Origin of the sequence: Pseudomonas corrugata (genome assembly GCF_050920615.1) — a bacterium.
GTDB lineage: Bacteria > Pseudomonadota > Gammaproteobacteria > Pseudomonadales > Pseudomonadaceae > Aquipseudomonas > Aquipseudomonas corrugata.
On the sequence record NZ_CP130434.1, the window covers coordinates 1,045,721 to 1,063,309 of the forward strand.

A 17,589-nucleotide genomic window follows, 5' to 3' on the forward strand; every position below is an offset into this window, starting at 1 on the left:
TTTTCCCACGATTAGGACAGCCCATGCTGACGTCTGCTCGCGCCCGTTTCTACGCGGCCAATTTCGGAATTCCCGTGCTCTGTGCCGCAGTAGTGTTTCTACTGTTCGACATGACCCGTATCGACATCGCCATCAGCGATTTCTTCTACGACCCGGTGCACCAGGTGTTTCCGTTGGAGCATGTGTACTGGTTCGAGAAAATCACCCACAAGTGGGCCAGGATCATTCCGAACTGGACCGGTGAGGCGGCCATTATCGGTACGCTGTTGTCGTTTTTCTGGCCCCTGTTCAAGCCGGAAAAACGTCCTGGGCTCCTTCGCCTGTTGGACAAGCTCAGGCTGAGCAAGCCGCTGCGTTTTGCCCACAAGCACCGTCGTGATTTCCTCTATATCGTCTTCGCATTCTCTCTCAGTACCGGGGTCATTCATTACCTCAAGGGCCACACCAGCGTGTATTGCCCGGTGGAAACCACTCAGTACGCCGGCAAGATCGAACACAAAGAGTGGTATCAGAACTTCAAACTGCTGAAAGTCGCCGGCGACGGCCGTTGCTGGCCCGGCGGTCATGCGTCCGGTGGCTTTACCATGCTGGCGCTGTACTTCGTCGCACGCCGCTACCGCTGGCGTCACTCGAAAGCGCTGATGTACGGAGCGCTGGCCTTGGGCTTTGTCTATGGCACAACGCGAGTCCTACAGGGATGGCACTACATGTCCCACACCTTTTGGGCCGGAATCTTCGTATGGTTGACTTGTTGGCTGATGGCGTTGGCCTTCTATGGCCGAGCGGCCCTGGAGCAGCCTGTATTGACCAAGGCTTCGTTGCAGAGTACGAAAGGCCTGCCTGAGTTGGGTGACGCTCAGTCCTGCGCCTGAATCCCGGACAAAAAAAGCCCGCGGGAGAGCGGGCTAAAACCTTAGTTTCTTGAATGAGCGAGGGGACTTTACCGAAGAACGGCCGTGGGCAGGGTGAAGAAAAGTTCATGCGATTTCTCGTCATGACCTTTCCCTGGTACAGACCAGCCGAAATTCCCTGTGCGAGCCTGCTCGCGATGACGGTGTGTCGGTCAACATCTCTATTGAATGTACCGGCGCCATCGCGAGCAAGCTCAGCTCCCACAGCGATCTGTTGTGAACGAAAATCCATGTGTCGCCCTGGATCCCTTGTTGGAGCGAGCCTGCTCGCGATAACGGTGTGTCAGTCACATCTCTGTTGAATGTACCGGCGCCATCGCGAGCAAGCTCAGCTCCCACAGCGATCTGTTGTGAACGAAAATCCGTGTGTCGCCCTGGATCCCTTGTGGGAGCCGAGCTTGCTCGCGATGACGGTGTGTCAGTCAACATCTCTATTGAATGTACCGGTGCCATCGCGAACAAGCTCAGCTCCCACAGCGATCTGTTGTGAACGAAAATCCGTGTGTCGCCCTGGATCCCTTGTGGGAGCGAGCTTGCTCGCGATGACGGTGTGTCAGTCACATCTCTGTTGAATGTACCGGTGCCATCGCGAGCAAGCTCAGCTCCCACAGCGATCTGTTGTGAACGAAAATCCGTGTGTCGCCCTGGATCCCTTGTGGGAGCGAGCCTGCTCGCGATGACGGGGTGTCAGTCACATCTCTGTTGAATGTACCGGTGCCATATCGCGAGCAAGCTCAGCTCCCACAGCGATCTGTTGTGAACGAAAATCCGTGTGTCGCCCTGGATCCCTTGTGGGAGCGAGCCTGCTCGCGATGACGGGGTGTCAGTCACATCTCTGTTGAATGTACCGGTGCCATCGCGAGCAAGCTCAGCTCCCACAGCGATCTGTTGTGAACGAAAATCCGTGTGTCGCCCTGGATCCCTTGTGGGAGCGAGCCTGCTCGCGATGACGGTGTGTCAGTGTCAACATCTCTATTGAATGTACCGGTGCCATCGCGAGCAAGCTCAGCTCCCACAGCGATCTGTTGTGAACGAAAATCCGTGTGTCGCCCTGGATCCCTTGTGGGGGCCGAGCTTGCTCGCGATGACGGTGTGTCAGTCACATCTCTGTTGAATGTACCGGCGCCATCGCGAGCAAGCTCAGCTCCCACAGCGATCTGTTGTGAACGAAAATCCGTGTGTCGCCCTGGATCCCTTGTGGGAGCGAGCCTGCTCGCGATGACGGTGTGTCAGTGTCAACATCTCTATTGAATGTACCGGTGCCATCGCGAGCAAGCTCAGCTCCCACAGCGATCTGTTGTGAACGAAAATCCGTGTGTCGCCCTGGATCCCTTGTGAGAGCGAGCCTGCTCGCGATAACGGTCTGTCAGTCACATCTCTGTTGAATGTACCGGCGCCATCGCGAGCAAGCTCAGTTCCCACAGCGATCTGTTGTGAACGAAAATCCGTGTGTCGCCCCTGGATCCCTTGTGGGAGCCGAGCTTGCTCGCGATGACGGTGTGTCGGTCAACATCTCTATTGAATGTACCGGTGCCATCGCGAGCAAGCTTAGCTCCCACAGGTTCGGTGATGCCTGATCGCTCTCTCTCTGGGACAGGCAGACAACTCCGTGGCGAGGGAGCTTGCTCCCGCTGGACTGCCCGGCAGCCCTTCTTTGGGCTCCTCTACTGTCTAGGTTTTCGACGCGTCTTGTGAGACACGTCTCTTTTTTTAACAGAAAAATCCCTCCCCCTTGAACCGAAAGCGATATGCACAGTCTGGTATGCGCGTGGTTTTGCGTATCAGCAGCGTGAGCGGTTTTCGAGACGGCCTGGATCGACTGGTACCTTCGAAAACAGCACTGGAGACTCGTCTTCGGTCAGTTCGCGAGCGTGCTGTCATTTCCGTATCGAGGGATCGAACATGTTCTCACCCGCCCTTTGGGCGAGGTTGTGCCTGGCTTTGCTGTGCCTGTCTCCGCTTACCCTGGCTCACGCCGCCCCCACCCCCGGTGAAACCGACCTGATCCGCGAGCGCCAGAACCGTTTGCTCGAAGAGCAGCGCCGGCGTCTGGAAGAGCTCAAGGACCTGCCCGGCCAGGAGGCGAAACCGACCCAGCCGACCGCGCCGGCCGATACCCGTTGCTTCTCCATCAAGACCATTGAACTCAAGGGCGCCGACAGCCTCTCAGCCCGTGAACGCGAGCGGCTGCTCAAGCCCTACATCGGCCAATGCCTGGGCGTGCCCCAGCTCAATGAACTGCTCAAGGTCATCACCGACCACTACATCGAGAAAGGCCTGGTCACCAGCCGTGCCTACTTGCCGCAGCAGGACCTGTCCGCTGGTCACCTGCAGGTGCTGGTGGTCGAGGGCCGGCTCGAAGGCTTGAAAGGTGCCGAGAACAGCCAACTGTCGGAGCGTGAACTGGCCATGGCGTTTCCCGGTAAGACCGGCGAGCTGGTCAACTTGCGGGAAATCGAGCAGATGGTGGACCAGCTCAATCGCCTGCCGTCGAACCAGGCGCAGATGGAACTGACCCCCGGCCAGAACGTCGGCGGCAGCGAAGTGCTGGTCAAAAATACCCCGCAAAAGCCTTGGCGCGCCGGGCTGTCCCGGAGCAACGACGGCCAGCGCAGCACCGGCGAGCAGCAGTGGGGCACCCGCTTCGAGTGGGACAGTCCACTGGGCCTGGCCGATCAATTGATGTTGCGCGGCGGTCATGACGCGATGAGCGATCACCAGCACACCTCCCGCAACGCCATGCTCTATTACAACCTGCCGTTTGGTTGGTGGAACGTCAGCTACACCTACAGCCAGAGCGAGTACCGCTCGCAGATCGCGGCCAACGGTTTCAACTTCAAGCAGAGCGGCGACAGCCAGAACCATCAGTTGCGGGTCGAGCGCGTCATCCATCGCGATGCCATGAGCAAGACCTCCCTCAACACCGGCCTGGCCTACCTGCGCAGCAACAACTTCATCGAAGACAGCAAACTCAGCGACAGCAGCAATCGCATCAGCGAGGCGCAATTTGGCATCAACCATGGTCGCCGGATCGGCAGTGCCTTCGTCAACCTCGACCTGGGCATGCAGCAAGGCATCGGCGCCTTCGATGCCCAGGGCGACCATGACCCGGGCCGCGGACTGCCGAATGCGCGCTACCGCAAATACACCGCCACCGTCAGCTATCTGCAACCCTTCCAGCTATGGGGCGAGTCGTTCAGCTTCAGCAGCCTGATGACCGGCCAGCGCAGCGAGGATGCGCTGTTCGCGCCGCAGCGCATCAGCCTGGGCGGGGAGTCCTCGATTCGGGGTTACAAGGATCAATCCTTGGCCGGCGACAGCGGTGGCTACTGGCGCAACGACCTGCGCTGGAGCCGCCCGGTGACCCTGCAATGGCTGCGTCCGGTATTCGCCGAGTACGGCACCAGCCTCGGCTATGACCAGGGCGTGATACGCGGTAATCACTACAACAAGGAACCGAGCGGGCGCATGTCGAGCAATTCGGTGGAGCTGTTCGCCCGCGGCGAGCACCTGAGTGCCAGCGTCACCTTTGCCCACTCCCTGGAACGCCCGGCTGCCCTGACCGAGCGCGAAGCGCCGATCTATTTCCGCGTGGACGCCTTTTTCTGATTCCGGCTTCTTTAAATTCTGCTGTAACCGAGACTTGAACATGGACGATCGTCAATACGCCCTGCTGGCCCGCCAACCTTCTGCCGCCCTGAAAACCCGAGAACTGTTCTGGGGCATGCCCAAGCGCGGCCTGGCGTTCCTGTTGGCCAACGTCATGTTCTGGCAGCCGATGTGGGCCCAGGCGGGCGGCATCGTTGTCAGTGGTTCGGGCACCAGCCTGGGCCAGGCGGGCAACGGCGTGCCCATCGTCAACATCGCCAAGCCCAACGGCAGTGGCCTGTCCCACAACCAGTTCAAGGACTACAACGTCGGCAGCAACGGCGTCATCCTCAACAACGCCACCAACCCGGCTCAATCCACGCAGTTGGGTGGGATTATCCTCGGCAACCCGAACCTCAAGGGCACGGCGGCCCGGGTCATTCTCAACGAAGTCAACGGTGGCAGCCCCAGCCAGTTGCGCGGCTACACCGAAGTGGCGGGGCAGTCGGCCCACGTCATCGTCGCCAACCCCTACGGCATCACCTGCAACGGCTGCGGTTTCATCAACACCCCGAAGGCGACCCTGACCACCGGTAAACCAGTCATTGAAAACGGCCAACTCCGGAGCTACCAGGTCGATCAGGGTAGCGTTACCGTCGAAGGCGCGGGCCTCAACGCCACCAACGTCGACCGCTTCGAAATCATCACCCGCAGCGCCAGGATCAATGCCGAGATCCAGGCCAAGAACCTGACCATCGTCGCCGGCCGCAACGACGTCGACGCCGCGACCCTCAACGCCACCGCCCGTGCCGACGACGGCAGCGCCAAGCCGCAACTGGCGATCGACTCCTCGGCCCTGGGCGGCATGTACGCAGGCGCCATCAAGCTGGTGGGCACCGAGGCCGGTGTCGGGGTGAAGCTGGACGGCAAGATGATCGCCAGTGGCGGTGATATCCAGCTCGATGCCAATGGGCATTTGAGCCTGGCGCAGACCGCTGCAGCCGGCGCCGTCAACGTCAACGCCGCCAGCCTTGACGCCCAGGGACCGGTCTACGCCGGCACCGCGTTGACCGTGAAAACCCAGGGTGATCTGACGAGCCAGAACAACCTGGTGGCCCGCGACAGTATTCGCCTGGACAGCGGCGGCACCCTGCGTAACAACGGGATCATCGAAGCCGGGGTCAACGCAGACAACACGCGCAATACCCGCGGCGACGTCACCCTCATCGCCAAACAACTGAATAACGACGGCAAAACGGTCGCTGCCAGTCAAAACCTGACGGTCACCACGACCGGTACGTTGAGCAACCAGGGCGGTACGCTCAGCGGCCAGGGCAAGACCACCGTCACGGCCAAGGTTGTGGATAACCGCGCCAAAGGCCGCATCCTGGGCAATGCCGAGGTGAATGTTAAGGCCGATCAAGTGCTCAATGGCAGCGGCGGCCTGATCAACAGCCAAGGCGCCTTGCAAGTGACGGCGGGCCATCTGGATAACAACGCCGGTGAACTGTCGAGCCTGAACACCGCGACGCTGGTACTCGGCAGCCTGGACAACCTCACCGGCCTGGTGATGACCGGCAAGCAGCTGGATATCACCGCGACCGGCGCCGTCAATAACCAGGGCGGCGAACTGTCGACCCAAGGCCTGATGACCCTCAAGGCGGGAAGCCTGAACAACCGCGACAAGGGCACCGTCGCCGCCAATGGCAACCTGGTCGTGACCGCCACGAAAGGCGCGATCAACAACGGCAACAATGGCTTGATTGCCAGCCGCAACGCCGAACTGAAGGTGACCGCCGCCAGCCTCGACAACGCCAAGGGCACCCTGCAGGGCAAGGGATTGGTGAGGGTCGACATTGCGGGCGACACCGATAACCAGGCCGGCTCGATCATCGCTCAGGACGCGAACCTGAATGTCTTCGCCACCAATCTGGACAACCGCGGCGGTGTGCTGTCCAGCGTCAAGGCCGCACTGGAGGCGCAGGTCAGCGGCGTGCTGAAGAACGGCCATGACCTGAATGGCAAGGGCGGTACGATCCAGGCGAAAGGCCTGACCCTCGAAGCCCTCGCCGGGCTGTTCAACGACGGCGGACGCATCGCGGCGCAGGCTGGGGATGCGCTGCTCGATACCGGCAGCGCCCGTTTCGACAACAGCAACGGCGGCCTCTATGCCAGCGGCAAGGTGAAGGTCGACGCACTGAACCTGGACAACACCAGCGGCCAGATCAGTGCCGGGCAGATCGATCTCAACCTCAACGGCGCCTTGGACAACACCAAGGGCATCATCGAAGGCAACAGCAGCCTTGATGTCCTCGCCGCCAGCCTCGTCAATCACAACGGCCAACTGCGCACTTTCGGCCGCAACAGCACTACCGTGTTCTCCATCGGCGGCCTGTTCGACAACAGCAACGGCACCCTGGAAACCGTCAGCAACGACGTCGGCTTCACCCTCGGCAGCCTGAACAACCAGAGCGGCAAGCTGCGCCACATCGGTGCCGGCGCATTCGGCCTGAACCTCACACAATTGGGCGCCGCCGGCGGCAGCCTGATGACCTACGGCACCCTGGTGCTTGAAGCCGACAGCTGGACCAACAGCACCTCGATCCAGGCCGAACACCTCACCGTCAAGGTCAACCACCTGACCCAGACCGCCACCGGCCAGTTACTCAGCGCCAACAGTTTCACCGGCACCGGGATCGACTGGCGCAACGACGGCCTGATCGGCAGCGATGGCCTGATCGATGTCCAGCTCACCGGCCAATACGCGGGCAACGGCCGCTTGAGCAGCCTGGGCACCTTGGGCCTCAAGGCTGCACTGATCGATCTTGAGAAAAACGCCAGTGTCGCCGGCGGCGGGGAAACCACCGTGCATGCCGATGGCTTGTTCAATAACCGTGGCCGCGTGACTTCGGCGGCGGGCATAAATGTCACGGCGCAGGGCATCAATAACCAGGGCACCCTGGGCGGCGCCGGGTTGCTGGGCGTTGGCACCGGTGCATTGCGCAACGAAAACGGCCTGATCTTCAGCGGTGCCGACATGGCCCTGAAGGTCGACAGCCTGACCAACCTCAACGCCGACATCTACAGCCTGGGCAACCTGAGCATCGATCGCGACGGCCTGGGCACGAAGGCCTCCAGCATCATCAACAGCTCGGGTTCGCTGCAAAGCGACGGCAACATGAACCTGGCCGCCAGCACGATTGAAAACGTGCGGACCGTGTTGAACACCAACGACGCCGGTATCTACACCGCGTCGATCAGGGAAGTCGCCTGCCGGGAAGGCGTCAATGCCGGGGACTGTGAAGGCGGTAAGCAAAACCACGTCTGGCAGATCATCCAGCGTGACAAGTTCGAAGTGAGCGACGCCTCGGCCGGGTCGAGCATCACCACCGGCGGCAACCTGAATATCCAGGCCAACAGCCTGACCAACCGCAGCAGCACCATCGGCGCGGGCGGCTCCCTCACCGCCAGGCTCGATAGCCTGGACAACATCGGCATCGAAACCCACGACACCGAAACCTCGCGCACCTTCATGTCCGAGCGCACGCGCAGCCCTGGCGGCTGGCGTACCCTTGCCAATAATTTCACCAACAAGTACTGGTTCCAGAGCCCCGGCTACAACCCTGCCAACCTCGGCGGCCTGGAAGCTGACATGAGCCGCTTCATCGGCACGACCGAGCGCGAACTACTGCAATTCGGCAGCAGCCGGGCCCTGTCCCACGATACCCAGACCTACGCCGCCATCATGCAGTCCGGCGGCCCCGTCGACGTCCGCGTCCAGGGCGTTGCCGACAACCGAGTCATCCGTGGTGGCTACAACTACGTCGGCGCCGGCCCGCGTACCGACACGGGTGCCGATGGAAAAATCTCTACCCGCATCACCGTCAACCAACAGCTCTCGCCCGACCTCGCCCAACAACAGGTCAACCCGGTCACCCTGCCCGGTTTCGACCTGCCCACCGGCCAGAACGGCCTGTTCCGCCTGAATGAAGGCACCGGCACCCCGACCCAAGGCAGCGGCCTGATCCAAGTGCGCGGCCTGCCGGACCGCTCGTTCCAGGCCAACCCGCAAAAATACCTGATCGAAACCAACCCGGCGCTGACCGACATGCGCCGGTTCATGAGCTCGGATTACCTGCTGTCCAACCTCGGCTACGACCCCGACGATGCGGCCAAGCGCCTGGGCGACGGCTTCTACGAACAACGCCTGATCCAGCAAGCCGTCATCGCCCGCACCGGCCAGCGTTTCCTCGACGGCCAGACCTCCGATGAAGGCATGTTCAAGTACCTGATGAACAACGCCATCGCCAGCAAGGACGCCCTCAACCTGTCCTTGGGCGTAAGCCTGACCGGCGAACAGGTCGCGGCACTGACCCACGACATCGTCTGGATGGAAAGCCAGACCGTGAACGGCCAGCAGGTGCTGGTGCCGGTGCTTTACCTGGCGAACGCCAACCATCGGCTGGCGGCGAATGGAGCGCTGATCCAGGGCAGCGACGTCACGTTGATTGCCGGTAAGAACCTGAACAACGCCGGGACGTTGCGGGCGTCCAATAATCTGGTTGCCAGGGCTAACGACAGCCTGGTGAACAGTGGGTTGCTGGAGGCGGGGAATCGGCTGGATGCGTTGGCGAGTAATGATCTGACTAACCGGGCGGGTGGGGTTATTTCTGGCCGGGATGTCAGCGTTGTTGCGCTCGCGGGGGATGTGACCAACGAGCGGACTGTCACCCGTCATGCCAGCGGCACCGGCTACAAGACAGAGCAGCGGGATTTTGCCGACAGCGCGGCGCGGATCGAGGCGAGTCATGACCTGAGCGTGGGCACCGGGCGCGATCTCAACAACGTGGGCGGCGCGCTGAAGAGCGGTAACGACACCACCTTGCGCGCGGCCAGGGATTTGAAGATTACGGCTGCCGAGCAATCGGACAGCCATACGCGCGGCGCCAATCATCGCGATTCGACCATCACCCAACATGGCTCCAGCGTCACTGTCGGTCGCGATCTTCAAGCCACTGCGGGTGCCGACCTCGAGGCGGCCGCCAGCCAGATCGATGTCACTCGAAACGTGGCCATGGCGGCCACGAACAACTTGACCTTGGCCTCGGCGGCGAATGAGCAACATTCGTACGGCAAGAGCAAAAAGGTCAAGAGCATCGAGGATCATGTCCAGCAGGTGTCCACCACGCTCAAGGCGGGCGGGGATGTGACATTGAGCGCGGGGCAGGATTTGGCATTGGTGGCGAGTACGGTCAACGCGGGAAATGAGGCTTATCTGGTGGCGGGTAAAAACCTTGCCCTCAAGACTGCTGAAGATCAGGACTACAGCTTTTTCAGCAAGACCAAGAAGACCTCGACGAGCAAGAAGTTCCGCCTCGATGAAACGCAGAGCACCACCAATGTAGGCAGTCTGGTCAGCTCCGGTGGCAACAATACATTGGTAGCGGGCGAGAACCTGTTACTGGCGGGCAGCGCCGTAACGGCCGAAAAAGGCGCGGCGAAGCTGGTCGCGGGCAACGATGTTCAGGTACTTGCCGCGACGGACTCCGACAGCGCTCGTCATGAGCGCAAGCAAAGCAAAAGCAGTTGGGGTGGGTTCAAGTCGAGCAAGATTGAAGACAAGGTCAACGAGAAACGCACCACGGCGGTGGGCAGCATGGTCTCGGGCGAGACGGTCACCGTCGCGGGCGGACAGGATGTGAAAGTCACAGGCTCGTCCCTGGTCAGTACCGGTGACCTGAGCGTGCAGGCCGGGCGCGACCTGACCATCGACGCGGCGCGGAACACCTTCTCGCGTACCGATATGCACAAGGAAAAGAATCGTGACCTGACTGGAGTGCTGACGGGGAACAAGCTGGGCCTGGATGACATGACGGGCAATCAGCATTTGTTTATCAACAGTCAGAAGCACAATGGGACGGCTGATGAAACGACCCTGACGGGGAGTACGGTGGGCTCCAGTGCTGGAAATGTGACGTTGACGGCTGGGCGTGAGTTGAGTGTGGTGGCGAGTGATTTGGTCAGCACCAAGGACATGGCGCTTACTGGTTCCAATGTGACCATCAAGGCAGGTGCCGAAACAGCGCGGCAAACCACTGAGGACAGTTCTAAAAGCTTGGCGGTGGGACGTGTGATCGGTGGTGCGGTGATTGATACCGCAAGAAGCATTCGGGACTCGTACAACGCCGCCAAGAATGCAGATGACCCTCGCCTCAAGGCGGTAAAAATCGCCCAGGCCGCACTTGCCTTCTACAACCTGGGTGGTCAGGCCTCGGATGCAAACGGGCAGAGCACCGGGTTTAAGAACAAGCAAGGTGGCAGCCCCAGCAACGGTTCGCTGATCAAGATCGGTACCGAGCTGGCCAATACGCGTAGCAAAAGCAGTAGCGAATACAGCAGCCTGACGGCGAAGCAAAGCACGCTTAACGCGGGTCAAGAGCTATCGATTGTCGCCACCGGCGAAGCGGTGGGCACCCAGGGTGATGTTCAGATAACGGGTAGTAGCCTGAAGGCTGTCAACACTTTGTTGCTGGCAAAAAATGATGTGCTGCTGCAAAGCGCCCAGGACACCGTCGACCGTAAAAACGACGGTTCCAGCAACAAAACGGCCATTGGTGCCAGCTTCAACATTGGTGAGCAAAACGGCTTTACCTTGGACTTGGGCGCCCAAGGCGCCAAAAACATGGGTAACGGCAAGTCGGTCACTCAAGTAAACACCACGTTGGATACCGGATCGCTGTTGCTACAAAGCGGCCGCGACACTACTCTCGCCGGAGCGCAGGTCCGGGCGGATACCATCAAAGCGTCGATTGGCGGCAACCTGAATATCCTTTCTCGTCAGGACACAGAGTCGTCGAAGAGCAAGCAAAGCAGCGGAGGGATCGGCGCGAGCATCTGCGTTCCGCCATTCTGCTATGGCGCCATGGTGGCGGGCTCGGCGAATATTGCTGCCGCCAACATGAACAGCGATTACAAAGCGGTGACCGACCAGAGCGGGTTGTTTGCCGGCGCAGGCGGCTACGACATCAATGTGGGCAAAACCACGACCTTGCAGGGCGCTGTGATTGCCAGTGAAGCGTCAGCGGACAAAAACCGGCTCAGCACGGATCGTTTGATCGTCAGCGACATCAAGAACACCAGCGAGATCGAAAGTCAGTCGGCGGCAATAGCCATCTCGGGCAGTAACGGTGGTGGTTCCTCGATGGGCGGCAGCATCCCGGTAGCTCTTAAGGATAAAGACCACAGTTACACCCGTAGCGCCGTCAGCGAAGGCACAATCGTTGTTCGTAATCCCGAGGGCGCGAACGACCTGGTGGGGCTCAATCGTGATACGGCCAACGCGAATCAGAAGCTGGACAAGCCTGATGAAGAGGCCATGCAAGAGCGTATCGACCTGATTCAAAGCTCGGCGCAACTGGCCAGTGGAATTATCAGTACGGTGGCGAAGGCAAAAGCCGACGAGGCTAAAAAGCTCGGGCAGGAGGCAAAAGCACAAGCAGACGCTGGTTCGCCGGGTGCCGAGTCAGCAGCCCGGGCGGCTGAGGCTGCCAGTGTAGAAGCGGCGCGTTGGCAGGTTGGCGGTGATAAAAAACTGATGGCCGATATAGCTTCTGGATTGATTGCCGCAGGTCTTGGCGGTGCTACGGGTGGTACAGCAGTTGGTATCGTTGCTAACACGACATCCAGCGACATTTTCAGCAAAATTGGTGATTACGCTCAAGCAAGATCAGTCGATCCAAAATCTGACGCAGCCACTCGAGCAGCATGGGCGGAAGGCGGGGCTGCACGAGTAATGCTGCATGCATTAGCTGGAGCGGCTATCGGACTTTCCAGCGGTAGTGCGCAAAGCGGGGCCTTAGGCGCTGGCGCGTCCGCAGCTCTGATGCCCGCAATTGCAGACGCACTGGAAAAAAATGGAATTAAGGGTGCTGATCAGGACGCGTTGGCTGCGTTGATTGCGACAGGAGTAGGAGGTATAGCTGGATCTGGGAGCGGCACAACAGGTGTGGTTGTAGCGGGCGGCAATGCGATGTCGGTGGACGTGTACAACCGGGCCGCCCATGAGGCCGAAAAGGCCGCTATTAAAGCTGAGGCCGAGAAAGGTGATTTCACCGAAGAGAATTTGGAGAAAGCCTTGTGTTACTCCATTAAATGCTGGGCTCAGCTGGATCGGGGCTCCAAGGAGTATCACGATGCTTATCTGACCGAGGCTGATATGGTGGGGTTGAGCAATGAGCTTGAATGGGCGGATGCTCAACGAGACAAAGGCTTATTCAACTATTCATTTACTGACTCTGTTATGGATGCTACGACACGTGATGTTATTCCAGTTGTTACTGATACCGCTACTGCAGTTGGAGGAGGCGTGAGCGCTTATGCGGGTTTTACATTGTGCGGAACGGTGGCGGGGTGCGTTTTTGGTGGGCCAATGTTCGCCTTCGGAGTGGGTAACGTCGAGGAAGGAACAACAGGGTTCTATAATCATTTCACAAATGATGAGGGTGGTTTCAATCATGTTAAACAGGTGTTTGATCAAATTCCCGGCGGTTACGGGCCGTTGATTTATAGTGGTGCGGATTTGGCGCTATCTTTTGGGTCTGGTTTTGTCAAGGTTCCGCTTAAGATGGGGTTGGCTGATGGCCTGAACAAAAGCGATTCACTGTTCGGGGTTACAGTTAGAGGGTTTGATAATAATAAAATAATTCTTGGGCGGCCGACGCCGTACGGCACGGCAATGGGGCTGTATTTTCAGTCAGTAGGTTTGAAGAGTTACGTTTTTTATAATGAGGCCGTCAGTGAGAAAAAATAACTTGATCAGTGCGGTGGTTCTGGCTTTTTCGTTGCTAGCAATCGTCTGGGGTGTAAGTACATTTCTAGCGATGATGGTGGTGGTTTTGATTTCGCTGTTGATCGGTACTGATTCAAGCTGGATTTTTGTTTGGGTTGGGTTTCCCTTGTCATGGGTTTTTGCAACGTATTGGATTGTTACACGCTGGAATTACGTGAAGTCCTTTATCTCCGGGCGCGGGGGGTGGTGATTATGGCGAGTGAGAGGTTGGGTGTCCGTAAGTCTTGGGTGATTTGTTAAGGATGCTAGTCTCGTCGCTTTTTTAAAGCATTGGTAGAGATTGTGTTTTTGATGTATTTGGCAAGATGTTTAATTTTTGGTTTTGGAGATAACTCTAAAATATTACCGTCCAAAAACTTGAGTGGGGCTCTTCCATGATTCGTGCACCTTTGGGGGATAAACACTACTGGAATGGTCGTGAAGCAAAGGATCGGCAGTGGATTGAGCGTGCAAGTACAATTTTGTCGGAACCTTCGGCCAATCCCATTTATAGGCCTCAATTCGCTTTCGATTTTGCTAAGGATAACTTGATATCAGGCATAAGAGTCTATTCACAGGGTGGGAACCCTTTGGAGATCGCTTCCCATTTCCCACGTCTTCTGAACGCATGGGAGCTCTCTAATCGCGCCTCCGACGAAGTTTGCGCAGAGAACAATCTCCAGACTTGCCGAGACTGGACTTTTGAGTTGGCGGATTTAAACCACTACATCTGGTGTTTCTGGTTGGTGGCCTTGGCGCTTGCTCTTGAAATTCCTGATGACCAGTGGCTCCGTTTGGTTGCGTTGATAGGCGAGGGCGGCCAGGACGTTCTGCTGGATCGAGTGATTGCGTCTCGTCAACCGGAACGGGTGATCGGAGATAGATTGTTACACGCCAAGCCTTACGCAAGGCTGCTCAAGGCAGTTGACGCACCACAACCGCAACAAGCTGCTCTTCTGCATGCTTTCGTGGAGCACTGGTATTCGGAGTTGAACCGACGCGGTAAACAGCAACCATGGTGGTACATCTATGGTGATCCGGTAAAACACCCGCTTGAGATGGGAAGCTACTTCGGTCGTTGGTGCTTTGAGGCGGTCGCCGCAGTGAAAGTGTTTGGGCTGGATGATAGCGACTGCATCGGGCACGAACACTACCCGGGTGATTTGCTCCATCCCAGTGAGGACGCTATCCCAACAGCAGGCCCAACTGCCAAGTCTGGGTGGTGGGCCCGGTTGCTGGGCAGGTCAGGCTAGGCTCTGCCTCTATTAATAACCAAATTTTGAAAGCCTCCACTTTAGTCCAGTATCGCTGAACACATTTTACGGTCCGTTGGTTTTCACGTTTTGCAGGGAAGTGATCATGAGAAAAAACATATTTATAGTTCTAGCCGTGGCCCTGGCAGGCTGTCATTCAAACGTCAGGGACTCTTCACCAAGCCTGTTCAAGAATGGTGTCCAGTTGCAGCAAACCAAGGTCGTGGCTGACGCAGAGCATGCCAAGGTCATCATGAAGTCGACAGGGTTCCCTCACCCGGTGCAGTTCTCCGTGCGGCGCAGTTCCGATACAGATCAACGTGCCGAGGTCTTGGGAACGGTAGTTGACTCCGGCCGCGGCAAGGTATTCGGCTGGATTGCCAAAATGAACGAGGTGACCAACAGCGCAGCCGTCAAGCGCTTTCCCCAGTTGGAAATGCAGGTTGATCCTGGGCAGACAGTTGAAGTGATCGGTGAATCGCGGGTTTACGACTCGAACTACTATCGCTATGCCGAGCGGGTTGTTTATGAGTGTGGCCCGATGAACTCTACCTTCAAACCAGAGAAGCAAAAGGTTTATCTGGTGGAGTTCGTGATCATCGAGGCAGGTTGTGAGCAGCACGTCTACGATGTCACTCAGCCGCAGGAGCGTATTCCCGTCGCGAGCGCATCAGGCCTCTGATTCGATTTGTGAACGCGAAGCGGGCGACCCACAAGTCGCCCGTTTTCATTACTCCGCTGCCTGTGCTCGCAAGCGCCTGCCAATAACATCCATCACATCACACCCATCGCGCAACGATACCGTCAGCATCTTGCAGAAATCAGAAAGCACAACGGTGTCGGAGTTGATATCCGAACGAAACGCGATGTTCTCCGTAAGCGTCCGAGCTACACCATCTTGCAACTCAAACCTTGATCCTCTTAAACCACTGATTCACCCGCTCGCAGTCAAACGCCGCCGGCTCAAATATTTCGCCATACCAGTCCACCATGTCGTCGTGTTCTGGATGCCTGGGGTCTGCCATGGCCTCTCGAAAATCCTCGTAACCCGGTGCCCCGCCTACGTCTTCCGGTGGACAAGCATTGGCGCCTTCAATGCAATACGGCAGTTGAGGGGCTGTGATCGCGGGTAGTCTTTTCTCGACTTTGATTCGGTGAACCCAGCTGTCACCAAAGTCGTAGAGGTAGTCAAACGTCTTTTTACCGAACAGCGCTTTGACCAATGTCTTGCGAGCTTCTGGATTCACCGGCGCCCCCCAGCCATCAGGATCGGGAATCCCGTATTTCTCACCTGCTATTTCAAACTCATGCAGGTGGCTGTCACTCCAGCCCATCACGACCTGAATCACGTGATGCAGCTTGCCCAAGGTAATGTTTTCAGGGACTACGAAACGACGCCAGATCATCGGAGTAATCCACTTCAGCTCAATGTGCAGTAGCAACAGGTCGGGGGCGGGTTTGGGTAACCGGACAGTTTTAACCATGGATCAGGCGGCCTCGCAGTGTTCAGTCGGGTTCAACGAAATGTTCCAGGGCAGCAACTCGCTCACCCGATTAATCGGGTGCTCGGCGATATGCTCAAGCACGTAGGTCAGATAGGCCTGCGGATTTAACCCGTTTAGCTTGGCAGTACCCACCAGGCTGTAAATCGCCGCCGCTCGTTCTCCGCCGGCATCGGAACCGGCAAACAGGTAATTTTTGCGACCCAATGCGATGGCGCGTAGCGCCCGTTCGGCGGCGTTGTTGTCGATTTCGATTCGGCCGTCATCGCAGTAGCGCGTCAGCGCCCGCCACCGATTGAGGGCATAGAGGATCGCACCGCCCAATGCCGATTTCTTCGACAGTTGCGTCAGCGTCTGGCTGAGCCATGCGTGCAGTTGTTCCAGCAGCGGACTGGCCCGGCTTTGCCGAATCGCTTTTCGCAGGTTAGGCGGTTGTCCTCGAATCTCGCTTTCGACGGCATACAGGGCCGCAATCCATTGCAGCGCCTCGGCGGCAAGCGGTGAAGCCTGATCCTTGTAGACATCGTAAAACTTGCGGCGGGCGTGAGCCCAGCACGCGGCTTCCTCAATAGTGCCCGTGGCATACAACTGAGTAAAACCGGCATAGCCATCAGCCTGCAAGATCCCGCTGAAACTCTTGAGATGAGCGCGGGGATGTTGCCCCTTGCGATCCGGCGAGTAGGCAAACCATACCGCGGCCGGTGTCGAGTCACCCGCCGGTCGGTCATCGCGCACGTATGTTCACAGGCGAGCCGTTTTGGTCTTGCCGTTGCCTGGCGCGAGGACGCCAATTGGCGTGTCGTCGACATGGACTTTATGACCACTCATGACATGACGCTCAAGGGCGCTGATCAGTGGTCGCAGCAACTGACTGCTCTGGCCGACCCAGTCGGCCAGGGTTGAGCGCTCCAGCTCCACGCCCTCACGGGCATAAATCTCGAACTGCCGGTACAACGGCAAGTGATCGACGAACTTGGAAACCAGCACATGGGCCAACAATCCCGGGCCGGCAAGGCCTCGGGCTATTGGGCGACTCGCCGCCGGCACCTGGGCAATATGCTCACAGCAGCGGCAGACCCACTTCGGACGGACATGGCGAATGACTTTGAAGCGCGCCGGAACGTACTCCAGCACTTCGGACACATCCTCACCCAAATGGCGAAGCTTCCCACCGCAACCAGAGCATTGCGACTCGGGCTGATGGACATGGGTTTCGCGAGGCAGGTGTGCAGGTAGCGGCTTGCGCCGAGAGACAGGACGAGGTGGCGGTTCGGTTGGGGGCGTCAGTTCAGTCTGGCTGACTTGCAGCTCTTCAAGGCTCAACTGGAGTTGATCAATCATCGCGTCCAGTTGCTCGGAGCTGCGACCGAACTGCGTACGACGCAGCTTGGCGATCATCATCTTCAAGTGCTCAATCTCTGCGCGCTGGGCAGAGACCAAGGCCTTCAAGGCTTGAAGATCATTCGGCAGGGAGTCGGTCACGAGTGTCATGACCGCATGTTACTCAG

The 17,589-nt window shown here is 58.4% G+C and carries 7 protein-coding genes and 1 pseudogene; 6 read left to right on the forward strand and 2 right to left on the reverse strand.

All coding sequences use genetic code 11. From position 1 onward, the window contains the following. Nucleotides 1-23: 23 nt before the first annotated feature. The 6 genes from QZH45_RS04485 (at nucleotide 24) to QZH45_RS04510 (ending at nucleotide 15,261) form a co-directional block, all read left to right on the forward strand. Nucleotides 24-872, forward strand: a complete 849-nt coding sequence (locus QZH45_RS04485; RefSeq protein WP_055136021.1) for a phosphatase PAP2 family protein — start codon at nucleotides 24-26, stop codon at nucleotides 870-872. A gap of 1,941 nt (nucleotides 873-2,813) precedes the next feature. Continuing rightward, nucleotides 2,814-4,520 (forward strand): ShlB/FhaC/HecB family hemolysin secretion/activation protein, encoded by a 1,707-nt coding sequence (locus QZH45_RS04490; RefSeq protein WP_069018398.1) that lies wholly within the window; start codon nucleotides 2,814-2,816, stop codon nucleotides 4,518-4,520. Nucleotides 4,521-4,560: 40 nt separating this feature from the next. After that, nucleotides 4,561-13,308 (forward strand): hemagglutinin repeat-containing protein, encoded by an 8,748-nt coding sequence (locus tag QZH45_RS04495; protein ID WP_081325353.1) that lies wholly within the window; start codon nucleotides 4,561-4,563, stop codon nucleotides 13,306-13,308. Next, nucleotides 13,295-13,537 (forward strand): hypothetical protein, encoded by a 243-nt coding sequence (locus tag QZH45_RS04500; RefSeq protein ID WP_152979014.1) that lies wholly within the window; start codon nucleotides 13,295-13,297, stop codon nucleotides 13,535-13,537. Before QZH45_RS04495 ends, QZH45_RS04500 begins: the two co-directional genes overlap by 14 nt. 184 nt (nucleotides 13,538-13,721) lie before the next feature. Further along, nucleotides 13,722-14,579: a PoNe immunity protein domain-containing protein gene (locus QZH45_RS04505; RefSeq protein WP_055135504.1), complete on the forward strand. Its 858-nt coding sequence runs from the start codon at nucleotides 13,722-13,724 to the stop codon at nucleotides 14,577-14,579. A 106-nt stretch (nucleotides 14,580-14,685) separates the two neighbouring features. Continuing rightward, the gene (locus QZH45_RS04510) at nucleotides 14,686-15,261 is read left to right on the forward strand and encodes a hypothetical protein (protein WP_055135505.1); all 576 of its coding nucleotides are present in this window, start codon (nucleotides 14,686-14,688) and stop codon (nucleotides 15,259-15,261) included. A gap of 223 nt (nucleotides 15,262-15,484) precedes the next feature. Here QZH45_RS04510 and QZH45_RS04515 read toward each other — a convergent pair whose 3' ends face one another. Then, nucleotides 15,485-16,063 (reverse strand): plasmid pRiA4b ORF-3 family protein, encoded by a 579-nt coding sequence (locus QZH45_RS04515; RefSeq protein WP_055135506.1) that lies wholly within the window; start codon nucleotides 16,061-16,063, stop codon nucleotides 15,485-15,487. A 3-nt stretch (nucleotides 16,064-16,066) separates the two neighbouring features. After that, nucleotides 16,067-17,572, reverse strand: a pseudogene (gene tnpC, locus QZH45_RS04520) (IS66 family transposase). Nucleotides 17,573-17,589: the final 17 nt, after the last annotated feature.

Coding starts and splice junctions, on each gene's coding strand:
- QZH45_RS04490 (WP_069018398.1), top strand. CDS start 2,814: ATGTTCTCACCCGCCCTTTGGGCGAGGTTGTGCCTGGCTTTGCTGTGC.
- QZH45_RS04510 (WP_055135505.1), top strand. CDS start 14,686: ATGAGAAAAAACATATTTATAGTTCTAGCCGTGGCCCTGGCAGGCTGT.
- QZH45_RS04485 (WP_055136021.1), top strand. CDS start 24: ATGCTGACGTCTGCTCGCGCCCGTTTCTACGCGGCCAATTTCGGAATT.
- QZH45_RS04495 (WP_081325353.1), top strand. CDS start 4,561: ATGGACGATCGTCAATACGCCCTGCTGGCCCGCCAACCTTCTGCCGCC.
- QZH45_RS04505 (WP_055135504.1), top strand. CDS start 13,722: ATGATTCGTGCACCTTTGGGGGATAAACACTACTGGAATGGTCGTGAA.
- QZH45_RS04515 (WP_055135506.1), bottom strand. CDS start 16,063: ATGGTTAAAACTGTCCGGTTACCCAAACCCGCCCCCGACCTGTTGCTA.